This is a genomic window from Bartonella henselae str. Houston-1 (assembly GCF_000046705.1).
Classification (GTDB): Bacteria; Pseudomonadota; Alphaproteobacteria; order Rhizobiales; family Rhizobiaceae; genus Bartonella; species Bartonella henselae.
Genome location: NC_005956.1, coordinates 1532515 through 1552991, shown reverse-complemented (window position 1 = coordinate 1552991; position 20477 = coordinate 1532515). Strand labels below are relative to the sequence as shown.

The 20477-nt window shown below is 40.1% G+C and carries 12 protein-coding genes and 1 pseudogene; 4 read left to right on the top strand and 9 right to left on the bottom strand.

Features of this window, described 5'->3' with window-relative positions:
• Nucleotides 1-673: 673 nt before the first annotated feature.
• Nucleotides 674-1059: pseudogene (locus AYT27_RS06920) on the top strand (helix-turn-helix domain-containing protein).
• A gap of 689 nt (nucleotides 1060-1748) precedes the next feature.
• On the opposite strand, the gene fumC reads toward AYT27_RS06920, so the two are convergent.
• Complete coding sequence (gene fumC, locus AYT27_RS06915; RefSeq protein WP_011181152.1) at nucleotides 1749-3137, bottom strand: class II fumarate hydratase; 1389 nt, start codon at nucleotides 3135-3137, stop codon at nucleotides 1749-1751.
• Nucleotides 3138-3363: 226 nt separating this feature from the next.
• On the opposite strand from fumC, the gene groES reads away from it, so the two are divergent.
• From groES to AYT27_RS06900, 3 genes are all read left to right on the top strand, one after another.
• Nucleotides 3364-3660, top strand: a complete 297-nt coding sequence (groES, locus tag AYT27_RS06910) for a co-chaperone GroES (protein WP_004857291.1) — start codon at nucleotides 3364-3366, stop codon at nucleotides 3658-3660.
• A 61-nt stretch (nucleotides 3661-3721) separates the two neighbouring features.
• Nucleotides 3722-5365, top strand: a complete 1644-nt coding sequence (groL, locus tag AYT27_RS06905) for a chaperonin GroEL (protein ID WP_011181151.1) — start codon at nucleotides 3722-3724, stop codon at nucleotides 5363-5365.
• A 1099-nt stretch (nucleotides 5366-6464) separates the two neighbouring features.
• Nucleotides 6465-6797 (top strand): zinc ribbon domain-containing protein YjdM, encoded by a 333-nt coding sequence (locus AYT27_RS06900; RefSeq protein WP_011181150.1) that lies wholly within the window; start codon nucleotides 6465-6467, stop codon nucleotides 6795-6797.
• 262 nt (nucleotides 6798-7059) lie between these two features.
• Here AYT27_RS06900 and AYT27_RS06895 read toward each other — a convergent pair whose 3' ends face one another.
• The 8 genes from AYT27_RS06895 to bepE all read right to left on the bottom strand — a co-directional run bounded on the left by AYT27_RS06895 (nucleotide 7060) and on the right by bepE (nucleotide 20298).
• A complete protein-coding gene (locus AYT27_RS06895) occupies nucleotides 7060-7638 on the bottom strand; it encodes a NifU family protein (protein ID WP_011181149.1) in 579 nt (192 codons plus the stop codon).
• Nucleotides 7639-7694: 56 nt separating this feature from the next.
• Nucleotides 7695-8183, bottom strand: coding sequence for a universal stress protein (locus tag AYT27_RS06890; RefSeq protein WP_034448192.1), 489 nt, complete (start codon nucleotides 8181-8183; stop codon nucleotides 7695-7697).
• 63 nt (nucleotides 8184-8246) lie between these two features.
• Nucleotides 8247-9317, bottom strand: a complete 1071-nt coding sequence (gene trpS / locus AYT27_RS06885) for a tryptophan--tRNA ligase (RefSeq protein ID WP_011181147.1) — start codon at nucleotides 9315-9317, stop codon at nucleotides 8247-8249.
• Between the two features lie 79 nt (nucleotides 9318-9396).
• Entirely contained in the window at nucleotides 9397-10968 is a 1572-nt protein-coding gene (gene murJ / locus AYT27_RS06880; protein ID WP_011181146.1) for a murein biosynthesis integral membrane protein MurJ, read from the bottom strand.
• A gap of 1320 nt (nucleotides 10969-12288) precedes the next feature.
• The gene (locus tag AYT27_RS06865; RefSeq protein ID WP_034448099.1) at nucleotides 12289-12567 is read right to left on the bottom strand and encodes a hypothetical protein; all 279 of its coding nucleotides are present in this window, start codon (nucleotides 12565-12567) and stop codon (nucleotides 12289-12291) included.
• 180 nt (nucleotides 12568-12747) lie between these two features.
• Nucleotides 12748-15879: a T4SS effector BepG gene (bepG, locus tag AYT27_RS06860; RefSeq protein ID WP_011181145.1), complete on the bottom strand. Its 3132-nt coding sequence runs from the start codon at nucleotides 15877-15879 to the stop codon at nucleotides 12748-12750.
• A gap of 184 nt (nucleotides 15880-16063) precedes the next feature.
• Complete coding sequence (gene bepF, locus AYT27_RS06855) at nucleotides 16064-18568, bottom strand: T4SS effector BepF (protein WP_011181144.1); 2505 nt, start codon at nucleotides 18566-18568, stop codon at nucleotides 16064-16066.
• 335 nt (nucleotides 18569-18903) lie between these two features.
• Complete coding sequence (gene bepE / locus AYT27_RS06850) at nucleotides 18904-20298, bottom strand: T4SS effector BepE (protein ID WP_011181143.1); 1395 nt, start codon at nucleotides 20296-20298, stop codon at nucleotides 18904-18906.
• Between the last annotated feature and the right edge of the window lie 179 nt (nucleotides 20299-20477).

Genomic DNA, 20477 nt, shown 5'->3' with positions numbered 1-20477 from the left:
TGAAGGAGCAATTTGGCACCATCATTTTCTTTTCGAACGCTTCATATGAGAGAGTTTCTCAGGGCACTTCATAAGAAGTATAGTGTATTTTCAGCTTAAAATTTTAAGCGATTTTTACTCGACAGCAATTCCGCTTATAACGGTTTTTTGCTGCTCAAGGAGAGAGTTTTGATGATAACATAGTCCAATATTCAAAATTTTTACTCAAGTTATAAAGTTAAACGACTTATAAAGATAAAGGCGATCAATCCATACTTTTACTTAGCAAAGCAAAACACTTTTATTTGCTTTAGCAAGCAATATCCAATGCGCAAAATAGCTAAACTATTTCGAAAATTCCGAAGTCTCTCCTTTTCTCATTGTTTTTGATTGAATGAAAAACACGTCGCCTCTCATAAAAACAAAACTGTTTTAATTGTTATTGTAAATCCCCTGAAATTCCTTTATGACTTAAAAGATGTTTTGGTCGCATACGCAACGACCAATAGGGAAAACAAGCCCGAAAGCTTAATACATAAAAATGAACCCACTGATGTGGGTGTCCCGGGATTCCGGGAGATTTTGCTATGTCCAGGTGCCACAAGCACTAAAAGCAAAAAAAGCTGATTTAGGTTCAGTACTTTCAAGCTCCCGGAATACCAATGCGAGGGCGCTCGCAACCGGCGGGGGGAAGATGCAAGCGAGAAATCTTCGTCAAGACAAAAATCTTCATAATGACATTTTTGTTGGTAAAAAAATTCGTTTTCGGCGAAAAATGCTGAAAATGTCTCAAAAAACATTAGCTGACCACTTGAAGGTCAGCCCTCAACAAATTCAAAAATATGAAACAGGATTAAATCGTGTGAGTGCAGGGCGTTTAAAGGAAATTGCTGATATTTTGAGTGTTCCTATTGCCTTTTTTATGCTGATCTCTTCACACAACAAGAGCACCTTATCCAGCATGATGAAATCATCTCGAGCAGAGAGGAATACCTACTGCTCAAAAGATTTCGAATTCTCACCTCAGTCAAACAAAGGGCAATTTTACAATTGATCTCTGATCAGAATGAAAGTTTTTAAAATCATATAGAGGGCGCACATTGCTTCATATTTTTGTTTATTGCATTCTTTAATGGGGGAATGGCTTCCCATGAAAAACAGCGCACCATTGTGTTTTTTATGCACACCCTTGCTTTAAAGAGATATCTTCTGTTACTTCTCAGCTCATTTCATGATGTTATCCGTGAGGATAATCCAAGATCTATTGGATGCCACCACCTTTTGTGTAAGGTATAAGCCAGCAGCATTATTCTTTTTGCCAACCTCAAAATGTTGCGATATCCGTTGTATTGAGATGGTTTATGAGAGGTATTTTATTTCTCATGTTCAATGGTTTTTATCGACATACTCATCTTGCTTATGATATGCAAGCGAATGATTTTTATTGCTTCTGAATACGAGGGTTTGAAATGAGAAAATATTTTTGTATTCGAGGCTCTTATTTAACAAATAAAAAATTCATTATTATTTTTGGGGCTTGATCAGATAACAAAGGAAGGCACTCTTATGCCTTTGGTATGAGAAATATAAAAACTTTCTATGTCAATATGCCCAGGATCAAAAGTTCTCCAAGTTTTGCAAAAGGTTACATTTAACAGATTTTTGCAAGAGAGGATGGTAAACTATTTAACATACAAAAACATCGGACTATGGGATAGTCCGATGTTTTTACAAAAAGGGTTGTTTCAAGAAGATTTGTACCTTGTTCCTTATTGTGGATGGATCATCTTTTTGGGATCAACCAACCGATCATAATCTTCTCCAGAAACTCCTAGTTTGAGTGCTTCGGTACGCAAAGTTGTGTCATTTTTATGCGCTGCTTTGGCAATTGCGGCAGCTTTTTCATAGCCAATTTCTGGTGCAAGCGCTGTCACCAACATGAGAGAACGTTCCATGAGAGAATGAATGTGAACTCGATTGGCGCGTAATCCTTGAATACAATGAAGATCAAAAGAGCGCATGCAATCCCCAAGAAGCGTAATCGATTGTAAAACATTGTAGCCAATGACAGGTTTATAAACGTTGAGTTCAAAATGCCCTTGGCTTGCGGCAAATGTTACACTGGTATGATTGCCAAAGACTTGGCAAGCAACCATGGTCATTGCTTCACACTGTGTGGGGTTAACCTTGCCTGGCATGATGGAAGATCCTGGTTCATTTTCTGGTAAGCTTAGTTCCCCCAAGCCTGAGCGTGGACCGGATCCCAAAAACCGAATGTCATTGGCAATTTTAAACAGATCAGCTGCTAATGCATTTAAGCTACCATGGAAATGCGCAAGAGCTCCATGATGAGCGAGGGCTTCAAATTTATTGCTAGCGGTTTTAAAGGGTATTCCTGTAAATGTACTGATTGTTTGCGCAAAAGCTATGTCAAAGCCTTGCGGTGCGTTCAGCCCTGTTCCAACAGCTGTACCTCCTTGGGCAAGCATTTGAACATCACAAAGAGCATTTTCAATGCGTTGGCGGTTGGCTTCGAGTGCAGTGCGATAGCCCGAAAATTCTTGCGCTAAAGTTAAGGGTGTGGCATCCTGGGTATGAGTACGTCCAATTTTGATGATATCGGCAAATTCTTCTTCTTTTTTCTTTAAAGTGGTAATAAGTGCGTCAAGGATAGGAAAGAGGTGTTGGCGCGTTTGTAGGGTAGTAGCAATGTGAAGTGCTGTGGGAAAGGAATCGTTTGACGATTGGCTCATATTGACGTGATCATTGGGATGCACAGGTGTTTTGCTACCCAATTTTCCTCCCAAAAGCATATTGGCATGATTGGCGATCACTTCATTGACGTTCATATTGCTTTGTGTTCCAGAACCTGTTTGCCAAACAGAAAGGGGGAAATGCGTGTCAAATGCACCGGAAAGCACTTCATCGGCAGCAGTAATGATGGCTTTTCCAATGTTTTTTGCGAGTTTGCCTTTTTCCATATTCACAACAGCTGCTGCTTTTTTGATAAGGCTTAAGGCATAGATGATGGTGAGGGGTTGTTTTTCTATGCCAATATTAAAATTATGCAATGAGCGTTCAGTTTGTGCGCCCCAATAACGGTCTTGACGGACTGAAATCGTCCCAAAGCTATCCGTTTCTTGACGTGTTTCAACCATGGTTAGATCCTTTTGTGTTCAGTGGTTAATAAAAGAGATTAGATAACGCGAAATAGAAAAAGGAGGCAAGGCTTTGAAGTCTCCTAAGAGAAATTATTTTAGAGAGAATCCTTGACATTAGGAAGTGGCAATTTTATATTCCAGTCATTGTTAGCACTCTTTCTTAAAGAGCGCTAACAAAGACTTAAGATTAATTCATTTATATTAAATTTTAAGGATTTAAAATATGGCTAACATACAATTCCGCCCACTTCACGATCGTGTTGTTGTCCGTCGGGTTGAATCTGAAAATAAAACTGCTGGTGGGATTATCATCCCCGATACAGCGAAGGAAAAACCTCAAGAAGGTGAAGTTATCGCTGTTGGTAATGGAGCTCTCGATGACAATGGGAAGCGTGTGCCTTTAGAAGTAAAAACAGGGGACCGTATCTTGTTTGGAAAATGGTCTGGAACCGAAGTGAAGATTAATGGGGAAGACCTTTTAATCATGAAAGAGTCTGACATTATGGGGATTTTGGGTTAATCCAACCTCTCAATTTTTTTCATTTTCTACTATTTAGGACATAACTCCAAGGAGAAATTAAATGGCTGCTAAAGAAGTCAAGTTTGGCCGTGAAGCGCGTGAGCGTTTGTTGCGCGGCGTTGATATCCTTGCTAACGCTGTTAAAGTAACACTCGGCCCTAAAGGGCGCAATGTGGTGATCGATAAATCATTTGGTGCGCCTCGCATTACAAAAGATGGTGTATCCGTTGCAAAAGAAATCGAACTGGAAGATAAGTTCGAAAATATGGGTGCGCAAATGTTGCGTGAAGTTGCTTCTAAAACCAATGACATTGCTGGTGATGGAACAACAACGGCAACTGTTTTAGGACAGGCTATTGTCCAAGAAGGTGTAAAAGCCGTTGCTGCAGGCATGAACCCAATGGATCTCAAACGTGGTATCGATGCTGCTGTTGATGAAGTGGTGGCAAATCTTTTCAAAAAAGCGAAAAAAATCCAAACTTCAGCAGAAATTGCACAAGTGGGAACAATTTCCGCTAATGGTGCTGCTGAAATCGGCAAAATGATCGCTGATGCCATGGAAAAAGTTGGCAATGAAGGTGTCATTACCGTTGAAGAAGCAAAAACTGCTGAAACGGAATTAGAAGTCGTTGAAGGAATGCAGTTTGATCGTGGATATCTTTCCCCTTACTTTGTCACCAATGCTGAGAAAATGGTGGCTGATCTTGATGATCCTTACATTCTTATTCACGAAAAGAAACTCTCTAATCTCCAATCCTTGCTTCCAGTACTTGAAGCTGTTGTTCAGTCTGGTAAACCACTTCTCATTATCGCTGAAGATGTGGAAGGTGAAGCTTTGGCAACGCTCGTTGTCAACAAACTGCGTGGTGGTTTGAAAATTGCTGCTGTGAAAGCTCCAGGATTTGGTGATCGCCGTAAAGCCATGTTAGAAGATATTGCAATCTTAACATCCGGACAGGTTATTTCTGAAGATGTTGGCATTAAATTGGAAAATGTCACTTTGGATATGCTTGGTCGTGCAAAGAAAGTCAATATTTCTAAAGAAAATACCACGATTATTGATGGTGCTGGACAAAAGAGCGAAATTAATGCGCGCGTCAACCAAATCAAGGTACAGATCGAAGAAACAACTTCTGACTATGACCGTGAAAAATTGCAAGAAAGACTTGCTAAACTCGCTGGAGGTGTTGCTGTTATCCGTGTTGGTGGAGCAACAGAAGTTGAAGTGAAAGAAAAGAAAGATCGTGTTGATGATGCCTTGAACGCAACACGTGCAGCTGTGGAAGAAGGTATTGTTGCCGGTGGTGGAACCGCATTGTTGCGTGCAGCAAATGCCCTGACTGTTAAAGGAAGCAATCCTGATCAGGAAGCTGGTATCAATATTGTTCGTCGTGCACTCCAAGCGCCAGCACGCCAAATTGCTACCAATGCCGGTGAAGAAGCAGCGATTATCGTTGGCAAAGTGCTTGAAAACAATGCAGATACATTTGGTTACAACACCGCAACCGGTGAATTTGGTGATTTGATTGCTTTGGGAATCGTTGATCCTGTGAAGGTTGTGCGCTCTGCTCTTCAGAATGCTGCCTCAATTGCTAGCCTTCTCATTACAACAGAAGCAATGGTTGCTGAAGTTCCAAAGAAAGACACACCAGTGCCTCCAATGCCTGGTGGCGGAATGGGTGGAATGGGCGGAATGGATTTCTAAGCCCTTGATAAAGATAAAAGAAAACGGGCCTCTCTGGCCCGTTTTTTTGTAGGTTTTTCCTGTCTCTTATCAAATTTCTCCATTTTTTACGATTTTCTGGCTTTTATGTGATTTCGTGGTAGACAAGACATTGATTTATAAGAATAATTCACTCATTCATATATTGAATAAAAGCTGCGAATATCGTAGGATTCTCTCATTATAAACCCTCTTAAAGTGAATCAATGAAAATCACTTGTTTGCACGTCACAAGCAGGGATGACGTGTAGGAACTTCATAAAGAAAAACATAAAAATGCCTTTCATGAACCGTCTTAATGCAAGGGCAGGTGTAAGATTTTGAGCTGGCAAAGGAGAATGATGGTGCCGATTTGCTCCTTCATTAAGTGTAAAGAGGGGGGCACAATGGCTTTACCGTTATACCTTTCATGGGCTTTTTATGGGCGCTGTCGTGAAATGGGTTTGGGTGCTTTAAGAGATGTTTTTTTTAACAAATGCGTGCATGCACGACACAGTAGCGTTCTGTTCTTCATGAGAGGCGTAGCCCCATTAAAGAACGTGAGAAACAAAAGCGTGAGGCAATGCGCATACTCCACTCTTTAAAAGACAGTATCGTGGGTGTTTTTGAAAGTTGTAAAGCCAAATTAAAAGGAGAGTGTAAAGATGGAAGCTGGTTTTTACCTTTACGGCTTTATATTCTTCCCAACTTAGGCTGTATACCCATTTCAGACAATTACACAAATAGAGAGACCTAATACGCTCATTCCTATCTGGCATCAAAAGCTGAAACTGTTCGTAGAGCTTGTTTTTATGTGTCTCAAAGATGTATCGTTATTGTGCTATCAGGTGTTGTGTTTCTCTTATGCTTTTTCTTTTTTGCTCAAACTAAGTATTTTTATGGAAAGCATTTTTTTTTGAGAATGTTTTGTCGCGGTATTTTGTAAATTTTGTTCTCATTTATTGTGGTATGTTTCATTCTTCAGAGTTCTAGGGTAAAATGCTGTATTTGCTAGCTGTTTTGCTTTAGCAATGGACAGTAAGCACTTCTTACTCTATGAAAGCTTAGAGGAATGATTTTGCTTAAACAAAAGAGAGAATGTATGAACCAATACCCCAAATGTCCTCATTGTGGCGGCCTTTATACTTATGAAGAGGGTGAAAATTTTGTTTGTCCTGAGTGTGCACATGAGTGGCCACAAAAGGACGAAGATACTTCTGCTTCCAATATCGTTGATGCCAATGGCCAGATTTTGGCAAACGGAGATAATGTTATTGTGGTCAAAGACCTTAAAGTTAAAGGTGCTGCATCCGTTCTTAAGAGTGGTACGAAGGTGAAAAATATTCGCCTTGTGGATGGAGATCATAATATTGATTGCAAAATCCCTGGAATGGGCCAAATTGGCTTAAAGTCGGAATTCGTGAAAAAAGTTTAATTGGTTACAATGTTTGAAACATCGCTTGTTTGGTAAAATGTAGGTACACAGTTGAGGGGCTTATTTTAGGAAATAATTTACTTTTCATTCTCTTTAAAGAGATCGTCTCTAGTGTTGTATAGGAGTGATGAGATTTATCGGAGACTGACTTATTCGTAGCAATCATGTTCAATACTGTGGTGTTTTGTACTTCGACAGTAAGCCAGCTAAGGCCGCTATGGCGTTTGTGCTTTTAAGCACTCTTTTATCAGATCTCATTTGTTTATTGAGGCATGGCTTCAACACCTACAACTTCTGGAATAAAATGGCGTAAAAGATTTTCAATACCATGTTTTAGCGTTGCGGTTGAAGAGGGACATCCGGCGCAAGCACCGCGCATATTGAGGTAGACAATACCGTTTTCAAATCCGCGAAAAGTAATATCTCCACCATCATTGGCAACGGCTGGGCGAATACGTGTTTCAAGGAGTTCCTTAATTGTTAAGACGATATCGGCGTCTTTTTCGTTATAAAATTCTTCGTTAAGGGCGTGCGTTTGTGCTTGTCTTGTGGCATTGGTATTGATAACCGGATCACCAGACAGAAAATGTTCCATAATAGTACCTAAAATGGCTGGTTTGAGATGTTGCCACTCTCCCTCTTTTTTGCTCACGGTAATAAAATCATAGCCAAAAAAAACACCATTGACATTTGGAATATTAAACAGTTTGGCTGCTAAAGGGGAATTTTTAGCAGCTTCTTCACTGTCACGAAATTCTAACACACCTTCGGAAAGTACCACACAACCTGGCAGAAATTTCAGTGTTGCAGGGTTTGGTGTGGTTTCAGTTTGAATAAACATAGACTCTCCTTTTATGGGATGGATCAGGGCGCTTCTTGAATGAAGAATACACTATTTTAGGCAATGGATTCAATATCTTCATCAGCGAGATTACTTGGAATAACGATAACAGGGATTGAAAAAGCTGTTCCCCGATTGCCAATTAATTGCACAAGCGGTCCGGGTCCTTCTGTATGTTCACTGGCAGCTAAAACAATAAGTGCAATTTGCTTATCTTCGTCAATCAGTTTGGCAATCTCATCAATTTTTTTGCCTTCACGCACAGTTATTTGCGTTTCAAGGGAATGCGTAGTGCGTACATCACTGGCAATTTCTCCTAAAACTTTATGGGCAGTTTGTATTGCTTCTGTTCGCATAACATTGTTGACGCCCAAAAAATGTTGAAATTCTACACTATCAACAATACAGAGTAGTACCAATGTTTTTTTAGTATTTTGGGCATGCTGTGCAGCAAAGGCGACAGCGCGCCGACATTCTGGTGTCTCATCGATAATGACTAAAATTTTCCGCTTGTGATTTGTTTTCGCTTTGTTTTGCTTAGAAATCCTGAGGTTTTCTCTATTTTTTGCAGACAAATTCTTTACCCTTACAGCTTCAGCTTAATTGGTTCATATATTGTGCAAAAATCCAACAATTTCACGGACTTTTTTCATATTTTTTTCTGCTAATGCACTGGCACGTTGTGCACCATCGTGCAAAACAGAGTCAATATAACTACTTTCTTGATGAAGTCGACGGAGTTCTTGGGTGATTGGTGCAAGCTTCTCGACAGCAAGGTCAGCTAAGGTTGTTTTAAAAAGCGAAAATTGTTGTCCGGAAAACTCTGAAAGAGCTTTTTCTTTGCTTATTTGTGCAAAGGCAGCATAAATACCAAGCAGGTTATCGATTTCTGGCCGTTCTTCTAAGGCTGCAAGCGTGTCGGGAAGAGGGGCGGAGTCCGTTTTTGCTTTGCGTATTTTTTTTGCGATAAGATCAGCATCATCTGTTAGATTAATGCGCGAAAAATCGGAAGGATCCGATTTCGACATTTTTTTTGTGCCATCGCGCAACGACATAACGCGCATAGCTGTATCCCCTATCAGCGCCTTTGGAAGAGGGAAAAAAACTTGTTTTTTTTCCTCACCCATTTGCATTGTAACAGAAAAGTTTAAATCTACAATACGCTGTGCATAATCATTATTGAATTTTTGAGCAATATCACGGGTGAGTTCAACATGCTGTTTTTGATCTTCGCCCACTGGAACATGTGTGGCACGATAGAGTAAAATATCGGCAGCCATCAGACTTGGATAAGCAAAAAGTCCAAGGGATGCTTTTTCACGATCTTTTCCTGCTTTATCTTTAAATTGTGTCATGCGCTGGAGCCAACCAATACGGGCGATACAATTTAGAATCCATGCGAGTTCGGCATGTTGAAAAACTTGAGATTGATTAAAAATAATGTGTTTTTTTGGATCAATACCAGCAGCTAAAAAGGCTGCTGTAACTGCTCTGGTAGATTCACGCAAGGCAAGTGGATCCGGATTAACGGTGAGGGCATGCATATCAACAACGCAGTACAGACAATTATAGGACGTTTGCAGTTCAACCCAATGCTTGATGGCTCCAAGATAATTGCCAAGATGTAAGTGACCACTCGGTTGTACTCCGGAAAAGACAAGTGGTGTGAAGGTGTCCATAGGAGTGTTCTTTCTTTAGTAAAGTTATTTGTTTTATGTTTTTTTGACAAAGCCTCTTGCTGAAAGCAAGACAAAATATTTATAGGCGTTTTTTAAAGTTTTTGAGGGTGAGGAAAAAGGAACGGGTGTCCAGTAAAAAATAGGCGAAACAGTGTACCAAGAGTATGGCAACCATTATCCCTGCCAAGGTGGAAGCACGCAAGAAAAACGATGCTTGTGAGGATAAAGGGAAAGACAAAAAGTCAATCACATCAAAGACGTAATAAAGGGCTATAGTATTTAAAAGAGTGGTGATAATCAAACATGTTATTCGTTTTATCAGTTGTATGTCGTATTTCCAATAGCCACGTTGAATGAGAATAGTCCAAAGCAACAGTGCATTCATCCATCCAGAGGTAATTTCAGCAATGACAATGCCCCGTGCTGACAAAATTGGAAATAATATTAAGGCTAGGCTGATATTGATGAAAACGCAAATGCCTGTGATAATCATCGGTGTTTTTGTATCTTCATGGGCAAAGAAATTAGGAATAAAGATCTTTATTAGGACAAAAGCGGGAAGTCCTAGCCCATAAAGTTTAAGCAGTTGGGCAACATAGTGTGTTGACAAACTGGTAAATTGCCCACGTTCAAAAAGTAAACTAACAATGGGGGTGGAGAGTATTAAAAATGCCACAGATGCGGGGAGCGTTAATAACAGAGTTAATTCAATAGAGCGGTTTTGTAAATTATGAGTTTCTTTGTGATTTTTGCTGCGAAGGGCTCTTGTTAATTCTGGTAAAAGAACGGTCGCAATAGCAATTGCTATCACTCCTAAGGGCAATTGATAAAGGCGATCGGCATACATCAAAGAGGATACGGCACCTGATTGACTAGAGGCAATATTGGTATTAATTAACAAATTGATTTGTGTAATCCCTCCTGTAATAGCAGCAGGGAATGCTAACGTTAAAAGTTTGCGAACATTGGAGCTGAAACGGGGACGGCGGAGGAAAATTTTCATTCCACTTTGACGTAGTGCAGCCGCAATCAAGGTGAGTTGGAGAAGCCCTGCGGCCAAGACTCCCCAAGAAAGATTTAAGCCGATATGCCAAGTGTCAAGCTGATAGATCCAAGCATAGGCGAGCACGCTAATCAAAATAATATTTAAAAAGAGGGGAGCAATGGCTGCGATAAAATAGCGTCGCAAGGCATTGAGCATTCCTCCCATCATAGCTGCTAAAGACATACAAGTTAAATAGGGGAACATGATTGCTGTAAAATGAATCGTAGCGTTAAATTTTGTGGCATCCTCTGCAAAACCTGGAGCGATAATGGTTCGTACCAAAAAAGGCATGCTTAATTCCATGGCGATGGTTAAAAGGAGCAGCAGTGAGAAGAGAACGCCAAATACCTCTTCTGCGAATTTGCATGCAGTTTCTTGACCATCTTCAGTGATTCTTTTTGCAAAAAGAGGAACGAAAGCCGCATTAAAGGCTCCTTCAGCAAAAAAACGACGGAATGTGTTAGGAAAACGAAAAGCAGCGTTAAAGGCATCGGAAACAGGACCAGTTCCAAGGGCTGCTGCCATTAGCATTTCACGAACAAAGCCAAAAATACGGCTCATCAGGGTTCCAGAAGCAACGGTTGCAAATTTTTTAATCAGGATCATAAAAATATATCTGGTTTGTCATAAAAGAGAGGGAATGAAAAAATCAATAAAATCATTTTAGATTGTAAAAATTTGATTAGCGTGCCAATATAATACCACATTTTTAAAGCGTTGTACGATGGTGTTTATCCTTCTATCAACAAGAGGGCTTTTATGCTCTTTAAGCTGTATTTATTATTGCTTTCTTATATTTTGTCTTGCTTCGCTAAAACAATCAATATTCTTTTTTCTTAAGCTGAAGAGATAGAATAGTGCGATAAAGAGAAAAAAGGCACAGGGAATTGCGGAAGCTGGCTTATCGTTCGTTTTATCAGTTGTGTGTCGTATTTCCAATAACCACGTTTAATGAGGATAGTCCAAAGCAAGTGTATATTTCATGCAAGCTTATCATGTTTGTGCCTTGTTTCATTTTTTTCGGATAAGCGAGGGATGGGAGCTTTTTGCTCTGTTGCTGAAGAGGATTAGTTTGCACACTTCTATGGCAGTGGTTAAAAGGAACAGCAGCGAAAAGAGAACGCCAAACTTGTTCTTTTTATCCTTCAACTCTTCTAAAATAGAAATATAGTTTCGAAGAGTATTCATAAATGATCTAAAACGCTTCAATGTGCCACTAATAAATTGTAAGATATTGATTTATAGAAATAAATCACCGTTTTGCGTGTTGAATGAGAAACCTGAATATCGTAAGGTTCTCTCATTGCAAACTTGTTTATGTTGAATTAAAAAAACTATTTCTTTGGCTATCGTAAGTGGGGCTAGCGTATTGGGTAAAAACACTTAAAGAAAAGAGGTGAAAATGCCTTTTAATGAATTGTCTCAATACAAGGGCTGTCGCAACATTTTGAGCTGGCAAAGAGAATAAGGGTACCTCCTTGCTCCTTCATAAGTGTAAAAATTGTGGTGCTCAATCGCTTTATCTTTATACTATTCAAAGGTATTGGCGTGAAATGAGTTTGTCAGCATTGAGAAAAGTCTCGCTTTTGGATTGCACCTTGCCTAAATTTTGAAAGAACATTTGTTATGTGCTTTATTGGTTTGCTCTGAAAGGGAGTGTATAGTTTAGCTGTGTAACCATTTCAGGGTCATTTTAAACAGATGCTTGGCGGGTTAAATCTTTTAAATTATTCTTTTCTACAAGCATTTTATTTAATTTGTTTAGTTTTCTTTGGACTTCTCTTCCGGCGGTAAAAGGTTTTGTCAATTCTTTTTCTTTTATGACTTGTGTAAAGGTAGTACTACCATTTGCAAATGTAAAGGAGAGGTTACGAGTCTGTCCAGCCCATTCAAACCTATTTTTAAAGAGGCTGTGATGCATATGTTTTAGGGATGCAAAATTAAACTGTTCTGGTAGTGGTTTTCAGCGCAGTCTGGCCATTGCTTTTTTACATCATAGATACATTGTTTCTTTAAAGCGCTTGCCTCTTTGATCCCATGCTTATTTTTGAGTACTTTACTCTTAGAATAACAGAAATTCTTTGATGCTGAATTTATTTTTTCATGAGTTTTTACATCAATTTCTTGGCGGGTTTGTATCGATTCTTTTGCTATAAGAAATAAAGAATGGTTCGTTTGGTTTTTTTCATAGATATTTCCTTTCAAGCTTTCTCAATAGCAATATTTGTTTTTGAAAGCTTCTTTTGTGCACTCTCCACCTTTACGTTATTTTTATAGCTTTACTTAAAAGAGAAATGTCAATTTTTATGATTAAACAACATCTCTTCGACAATCTACACAAAACAATCGCACAAAGGGACCATATAAACACAGTTTCAGGTATGCTTATCTACTCATAGAAACTACTTTTGCAGTTTCAACTTTTGGCGGTCGAACTATCTGTTCTACTGCTTTTAATGATGTGATCTTTTTTGTCATTTGCGTTGCTTTAATTGCTGACATGTTGACTTTTGCAGTCTCTCTGCCATCACTTTTCATGATAGATTGATACAGACCAAGTTTTTCCTGCTGTTGAAGAATCTGGACAACGTCTTTTGTTTGTGTGAGGATTTGTGCAATTTTTTCTGCTTGATTTACTGATGTGCCAAGACTTTCAGCAAGTTTTGTATGAGATCTTTCACTTATAGCCTGAAGATCACTTGGTGAGAGACGGTCATAGAGTTTTTGAGAATAAGCCTTTACCTGTGTTCTCAGTTCAGGAGAGGTTAATAAAACTTCTTTCTGTTGTTCTTGAGTGAGAGAAAATAGATTTGTTATCTCTTCACTGGGTGTTTCTACCGACTGTGCACAGCGTTCTTGTTCCTTAAAATAGGCTTCTAGAATATCCTTTTCTGCTTGTTTTACACTATGTGCGTAACTAAAAATAGCATGGCTTAAGGGCAAAAAATTCTCTTCAGCATGGGCACGTGCTTCACTTTTTATCCCCAAAAAACTGAAGCCAACGATCTTACCACAAGAGGATGGAAAGTTTCCAACCTGGCGCGCGAACTTTTCTAACTCCTCGACATTCTTATTTGTCACTGGAATTCCCATCTTCGGCATTTTGCCTTCCAAAATATCGGGATTGCCATAAACAACACTACACAAAGTTTTAATTTTTTGCATGCTGCTTTTAACGACTTCACTTTCTCGAATCTTTGAAGCAACGTCCACGTAACTAAGAGGTGGAATTATTTCTTTTTCAATAAGCATTTTTTGCGTTTCTTGAGTGAAAGATACTGAAACTACTTTTGCGGTTTCAACTTTTGGCGGTCGAACTGCCTGTTCTACTGCTTTGGATGCTTCGAACTTTGTTGTAACTTCCGTTGCCTTAATTGCTGACATGCTGACTTTTGCAGTCTCTTTGCCATCACCTTTCATGATAGATTGATACAGACCAAGTTTTTCCTGCTGTTGAAGAATCTGGACAACGTCTTTTGTTTGTGTGAGGATTTGTGCAATTTCTTCTGCTTGATTTACTGATGTGCCAAGACTTTCAGCAAGTTTTGTATGAGATCTTTCACTTATAGCCTGAAGATCACTTGGTGAGAGACGGTTATGGAGTTTTTGAGAATAAGCCTTTACCTGTGTTCTTAGTTTAGGAGAGTTTGATAAAATTTCTTTCTGTTGTTCTTGAGTGAAAGAAAATAGATTTGTTATCTCTTCACTGGGTGTTTCTACCGACTGTGCACAGCGTTCTTGTTCCTTAAAATAGGCTTCTAGAATATCCTTTTCTGCTTGTTTTACACTATGTGCGTAACTAAAAATAGCATGGCTTAAGGGCAAAAAATTCTCTTCAGCATGGGCACGTGCTTCACTTTTTATCCCCAAAAAATTGAAGCCAACGATCTTACCACAAGAGGATGGAAAGTTTCCAACTTGACGCGCGAACTTTTCTAACTCCTCGACATTCTTATTTGTCACTGGAATTCCCATCTTCGGCATTTTGTCTTCCAAAATACGGGGATTGCCATAAACAACACTACACAAAGTTTCAATTTTTTGCTTGCTGCTTTTAACGACTTCACTTTCTCGAATCTTTGAAGCAACGTCCACGTAACTAAGAGGTGGAATTATTTCTTTTTCAATAAGCATTTTTTGCGCTTCTTGAGTGAGAGAAAATAGATTTTGTATTTCTTCACTGGGTGTTTCTACCGACTGTGCATAGCGTTCTTGTTTCCCAGAATGGGCTTCTAGAATGTCTTTTTCTGCTTGTTTTACATTATGTGTGTAACTAACAATAGCATGGCTTAAGGGCAAAAAATTCTCTTCAGCATGGGCACGTGCTCCACTTTTTATCCCCAAAAAACTGAAGCCGGCAACCCGACCAAAAGAGGAGGGAAAGCTTCCAACTTGGCGCGCGAACTTTTCTAACTCCTCGACATTTCTATTTGTCACTGGAATTCCCATCTTCGGCATTTTACCTTCCAAAATATGGGGATTGCCATAAACAACACCACACAAAGTTTTAATTTTTTGCATGCTGCTTTTAACGACTTCACTTTCTCGAATCTTTGAAGCAACTTCTTCGTTGGTAAGAGATGGAATTGTTTCCTTTTCAATAAGTGTTTTTTGCGCTTCTTGAGCGAGAGGCACTGAAACTACTTTTGCGGTTTCAACTTTTGGGGGTTGAATTAGCTGTTCTACTGCTTTCAATGCTTCGGACTTTGTTGTAACTTTCGTTGCTTTAATTGCTGACATGCTGACTTTTGCAGCCTCTTTGCCATCACCTTCCATAATAGGTTGATGCAGACCAAGTTGTTCTTGCTGTTTTTGCGTTTTTTGACTGAGAGGCACTGTGCGTGGTCGAGCACCAAGCCGGTTCCATTTAGCTTGCATAGAGCTTTCAGTAGATTCTTGATGTCTGTCTTCTGGTGAGTGTTCAGGTAGTTTAGGAGGTTTCGATAAGCTTTGCTGTTTTTGCAAGTCTTGAGAAGGTTCAGAGGAAAGTTCTTGGCGGTTTTGTTGTGCTTGATGGGCTTGTACAATGCTTTTTCTTACCTGTTTTACCGTATCTGCATATGTTTCAATGGCGTTACACAGGGAAGAGATACCTGCTTCAGCTTCTTTGCGTGCACTGTTTTTTATGCCAAGGGTTTGACTGCCTGCAAGCTTATGAAAAAAGTGAGGATTTTCTGAAATTTGCCATGAAAGTTCTTCTCCTATCTCAGGAATTTTTTGCATGTCTTCAATTCTGTACTGCAAAACATAAGCGTTGCCAAAAACAATTTTGCACCAATATTGGATTTCTTCTTCACAAGATTGAACCAATGGATCTCTTTGAACTCTGTTGAAAATTTCCTCATTCGATAGAGACGCCATCTGAGTAACGCTTGCGGATGAAGGTGTTGAAGGGGCTGGTTGTTTTTTTTTCATGTGTGTCTCCTTTCGAGATTTTAATTTGCTTTTAGAAAACCTCTTTGGTGTATTCTCCACTTTTATGTTTTGAGAGTTTTTCCTTTCAGAGAGAATGTCCATTTGAATAATTTCAAAAGTTTTTTTTCATGGATCATAATCACTATTTGTATTTGTAATTTTTATATAGTAAGGGCACATGACGGGGAGGGGGTGTTATAGATTTTCCGTAATACTGCCCAATACTGCTTGGGGACTTTTTATAAAGTGATAAGTACCGAAAGGTCAGATGAAAGCTGATGCATCTTTAGAGTGCCAGCACCATTTTTTGTGTTTTCTCAGCTTCGCTTGATCGAACGTTCGACGGTTTTTGTTGTGCTTGCCTAGAGGCTTCCAAAGCCTGATGACGTGGGATTTCTGTTGAGCGCTCAGGTAATTTAGGAGGTTTCGATAAGCTTTGCTGTCGTTTCACGTTTTTATCTTTCTTTGGAGATTGTTCCTGATGGTTTTTTACAATGTCCTCTCTTACTTGTTTTACAATCTCTGTGTAATGATCAATGGCAGTGCATAGGGAGGGAATAGCTTCTTCAGCATGTTTACGTGCGTTATTTTTTATGCCAAGCACTTGCTTGCCAGCAAGCGGAGCAAATATTGTAGAAAAGTTTGCAACTTGCCATGAGAGTTCTTCTCCTAGCATGGGAATTTTTTTGATATCTTCAGTGGTATGTTGCAAAACAAGTGGGTTATTATAAACAATATTACACCAATTGTAGATTTCTATTTGAGCACGTTGAACAGAGAGATCGTTTTGAACTCTGCTTGCAATTTCTTTATGTGAGAGAGGTGTTTTTTCTTTTTCAGGTGTAAGGGATTTTTGCTGATTTTCAGTTGTTTGCTCTCTCGTTGTTTTTTGCTCTGCATGAGAAGTAGGCAAAGTGCTCTCTTGTGTGTGTTTTTTGTGTGTTGTCACTGTGCGTGGTCGAGCACCAAGCCGCTCCCACTCAGTTTGCATGGAGGTTTGAGTAGTTTCTTGATGCGCGTCTGTTGGTGAGTGTTCAGGCAGTTTATGTGGTTTGGATAAAGTTTGTTGTTTTTGCAACTGTTTAGCCGGTTCAGTAGAAAGTTCTTGGCGACTTTGTTGTACTTGATATTCTTGTACAATATCCTCTTTTGCTTGTTTTACAGCATCTGCGTAACCTTCAATGGCGCTACAAAGGCAAGAAAGACTTGCTTCTGCGTGTCTGCGCGCATCATTTTTTATGCCAAGTATCCTCTTTCCTGCGAGCGGAGAAAAAAGACTAGGATTGTTTGCAACTTGCCATGAAAATTCTTCTCCCATATCGGGATTTTTTTGAATGTCTTCAATTCTGTACTGCAAAATATAAGGGTTGCCAAAAACAATTTTGCTCCAATATTGGACTTCTGTTTGGCTATATAGAACCGATGGCTCTGTTCGAATTCTGTCGGCAAGTTCCTGATTAGAGAGAGGTGCTCTCTCCTTTTCAGCGCTTTGCGTTCTGTGTGTTTGTTGTTCATCGCGGGTGTGTTCTGTATGCGGAGCATGCAAAGGTTTTTGTTGTGAATATTTTAAAGTATAAACATAACTATTTATGGTGTCACGCAAAGCTAGATAATTTTCTTCAGCTTTTCTGCGTGCCTTCGTTTTCACACCAAGCATTTTTTTACCCGCAAGCTTAGAAATAGACTTAGGATGTTCTGAAACCTCCCATGACAGCTGTTCTCCCAGAGCAGGGTTTTCTTGAATCTCTTCTATTCTTTTCTGCAAAATAAGCCGATCGCCATAAACAATTCCGCACCAATATTTAATTTCTTCCTTATATGCTTCAAGCAATAAGTTTCGTTGCATTGTGTTTACAGATTTCTCTTCCATGCGTGGTGATTGTGATGGAGCAGCTGTTGCGTAGAGAGGTTCGTTGTCTTGGCTTGATGTGTTGCTTTGCGTCCTTTTTCTCACGGGCTGGCGTCTTTGTGGAAGAGGTGTTGCGTAGAGAGGTTCGCTGTCTTGGCTTGATGTGTTGCTTTGCGTCCTTTTTCTCACGGGCTGGTGTCTTTGTGGAAGAGGTGTTGCGTAGAGAGGTTCGCTGTCTTGGTTTGATGTGTTGCTTTGCGCCCTTTCTCTCATGGGCTGGTGTCTTTGTGGAAGAGGTGTTGCGTAGAGAGGTTCGCTGTCTTGGCTTGATGTGTTGCTTTGCGCCCTTTCTCTCATGGGCTGTTGTTTGTGGGGAGAAGGTGTCGCGTATAGGGGTGTGCTGTCTTGGGAGGCTGCTTTGTGTAGCTCCTTGTCTTTTGCGCGCGGTGGTCTTTGTGGAGGTGTCTGAACTGATTGTTGTGGAGAAGGTGTCGCGTATAGGGGTGTGCTGTCTTGGGGGGCTGTTTTGTGTAGCTCTTTGTCTTTTGCGCGCGGTGGTCTTTGTGGAGGCGTGCGAACTGGTTGTTGTGGAAGAGGTGTTGCGTAGAGAGGCGTTTGTGATGAACTTTGTTGCGGCGTTACAGCAAATTGCTGTTCATGGTGTATTGGCAATTGTTCAGGACTTTGCTGTGTGTGAGGTTGTCTTTTTTCTTTTGGAAAACCCCTTGCAGAGAGAGCTTCTTGAGAAGCTGTTAGGGAAGCAGTTTGTTCATAGCGTTTTCTTAATTCTTCCAACCTCGAGGAAGGCTGTTTTTTTTCTTTTGGAGCACTCCCTGCGGAGAGTTGGTGTAGAGTAGAGGCTTCTGCGGCAGTTTGTTCATAGCGCTTTTTTAATTCTTTCACTGAGGGAGATGTGGAAGAGGATGGTTGGTTTTTTTTCATGCATGTTTCCTTTCAAGATTTTGTACTATTCGTTCTTAGAAAACCTCTTTGGTGCGCTCTCCACCTTTATATTTTGATAGTTTTTTCTTCAAAGAAGGATACACATTTGAATGCCCCCAAAGGATTTTGCGTTTTTTGCCCAGAGTGTAATCAATATTTGTCTTTGTAATTTGATGCGTTATTCAGGTTCAGTGACGGGGTGTTTGATGAAATATGTACCACAACATCAAACACACACTCTTGACGCAATCCTTCTAAAACGACTAGAGCCAAGAGATTAGATCAAACAATCTCATGAAACAGCAAAGCTGATGCGCGCTGAGCGTTGATGCCGTTTAGATGGCGAAAGCTATTGCCTTTGCTCCTCCAACTTTGCGTGGTGGAACTTCCGGTGATTGTTGGTGTGTTCGCTTAGAGGCTTCCGCACCTTGATGATGGGTTTGATGCCCATGCTGTTTAGGACTTGATAAGGCTTTTTCTTTGTGCAATCCTTGCTTCACTCCAACAGATTGTTCTTGGCGGTTTTGTCTCGTCTGAGCCTGATGTCCTCGCGTAATACTTTCTTTTATTTGTCGAACAGCATCGGTATAGTTATCAATGGCATCACATAAATGTGAAAGACCTGATTCAGCATGTCTGCGTGCACTTGTTTTTAGGCCACATACATTATGCCCCGCAAGCTTATGAACAGATTGAGGATATGCTGCAACTTGCCATGAAAGCTCTTCTCCCTCAGATAGGTCTTGGAGAATGCCTTCCATTTTTTCCTTCAAAACACTTGAATTGCCATAAACAATTTTACACCAATGCTCAACTTGTGCTTGATATCTTTGTATTGATGCATTCTCTTGCACCATACCAAGAAGTTCTTGATTTGAGAGAGATTGTCTCTCCCTTTCAGGATGACGCGATTGTTGTAGCCTCTCGGCTCTTTGTTCACTCTCTTGTCCATAGCGTCTTGCTTCTGCCTGTGGAACATGTTTAATATTTTCTTGTGCTTGTGTTACAGCACTTGTATAACCATCAAGAGCTTGGCACAGGTGCATAAAACCTTCTTCAGCTTGTCTGCGCGCATTTGTTTTCAAGCCACACAGGTTGCGACCTGCGAGTTTATGAACAGACGTCGGATTTTCTGCAACTTGTCGTGAGAGATCTTCTCCCTCAGACGGTTTCTGGAGTACCTCCTGCATTTTCTCCTTCAAAACATCTGAATTTCCATAAACAATTTTGCACCAATGCATCACTTCTTGTTGATACGCTTGGACCAATGGATTGTGTTGCATCCTATCTGCAATTTCCTCTCTTGTTAGAGATGGTATTGTGCTTTGCATAGCAACTTCTGCGTATAAAGTTTCGCTTGCCGGATCTCTCCTCGTGTGTTTGCTGTGCAAGGGTGTGTGAGTGACATCTGCGTAGAGTATTTCTGCTTGTGTTGTGCTTTGAGAAGAAACTGTCGTATATATAGTTTCGCTTTCTAGATTCCTTTCCGGGTATCTCTCTCTTGGATGATGTGATCTATTTTCAAAATCAAGCGCTGCGTATACGACTTCTTCCTGTTGGCTTAGTGGTTTGTTTAGTTCTCTGTCTTTTGCGCGCGGTGGTCTTTTGTTCACCGTTGCGTATAAAGGTTCTGGTTGCGGTGAAGGTGCTCTTATCGCAGATTGTCCATAGGGTTCTCTTTGTTTTTCTGTGGAATGAGTTGTCGGAGGGGGTGGTTGATTTCTTTTCATGCATGCTTCCTTTCAAGCCTTTTGTTTTTAGAAAACCTCTTTGGTGCACTCTCCACCTTTAAGCTTTAAGAGCTTTTATACAAAGGAGGATAGCTACTTGAATGACTTCCAAAGATCCTCCGCTATTTGCTATCCAGATAATCGACATTTATGTCTTTTATACAGTTTTTTTGTGAAAT

What these genes read in the sequence shown, in the direction of transcription:
- fumC (WP_011181152.1), bottom strand. Translation starts at nt 3,137, where the DNA reads ATGGTTGAAACACGTCAAGAAACGGATAGCTTTGGGACGATTTCAGTC.
- groES (WP_004857291.1), top strand. Translation starts at nt 3,364, where the DNA reads ATGGCTAACATACAATTCCGCCCACTTCACGATCGTGTTGTTGTCCGT.
- groL (WP_011181151.1), top strand. Translation starts at nt 3,722, where the DNA reads ATGGCTGCTAAAGAAGTCAAGTTTGGCCGTGAAGCGCGTGAGCGTTTG.
- AYT27_RS06900 (WP_011181150.1), top strand. Translation starts at nt 6,465, where the DNA reads ATGAACCAATACCCCAAATGTCCTCATTGTGGCGGCCTTTATACTTAT.
- AYT27_RS06895 (WP_011181149.1), bottom strand. Translation starts at nt 7,638, where the DNA reads ATGTTTATTCAAACTGAAACCACACCAAACCCTGCAACACTGAAATTT.
- trpS (WP_011181147.1), bottom strand. Translation starts at nt 9,317, where the DNA reads ATGGACACCTTCACACCACTTGTCTTTTCCGGAGTACAACCGAGTGGT.
- murJ (WP_011181146.1), bottom strand. Translation starts at nt 10,968, where the DNA reads ATGATCCTGATTAAAAAATTTGCAACCGTTGCTTCTGGAACCCTGATG.
- bepG (WP_011181145.1), bottom strand. Translation starts at nt 15,879, where the DNA reads ATGGACATTCTCTCTGAAAGGAAAAACTCTCAAAACATAAAAGTGGAG.
- bepF (WP_011181144.1), bottom strand. Translation starts at nt 18,568, where the DNA reads ATGAAAAAAAACCAACCATCCTCTTCCACATCTCCCTCAGTGAAAGAA.
- bepE (WP_011181143.1), bottom strand. Translation starts at nt 20,298, where the DNA reads ATGAAAAGAAATCAACCACCCCCTCCGACAACTCATTCCACAGAAAAA.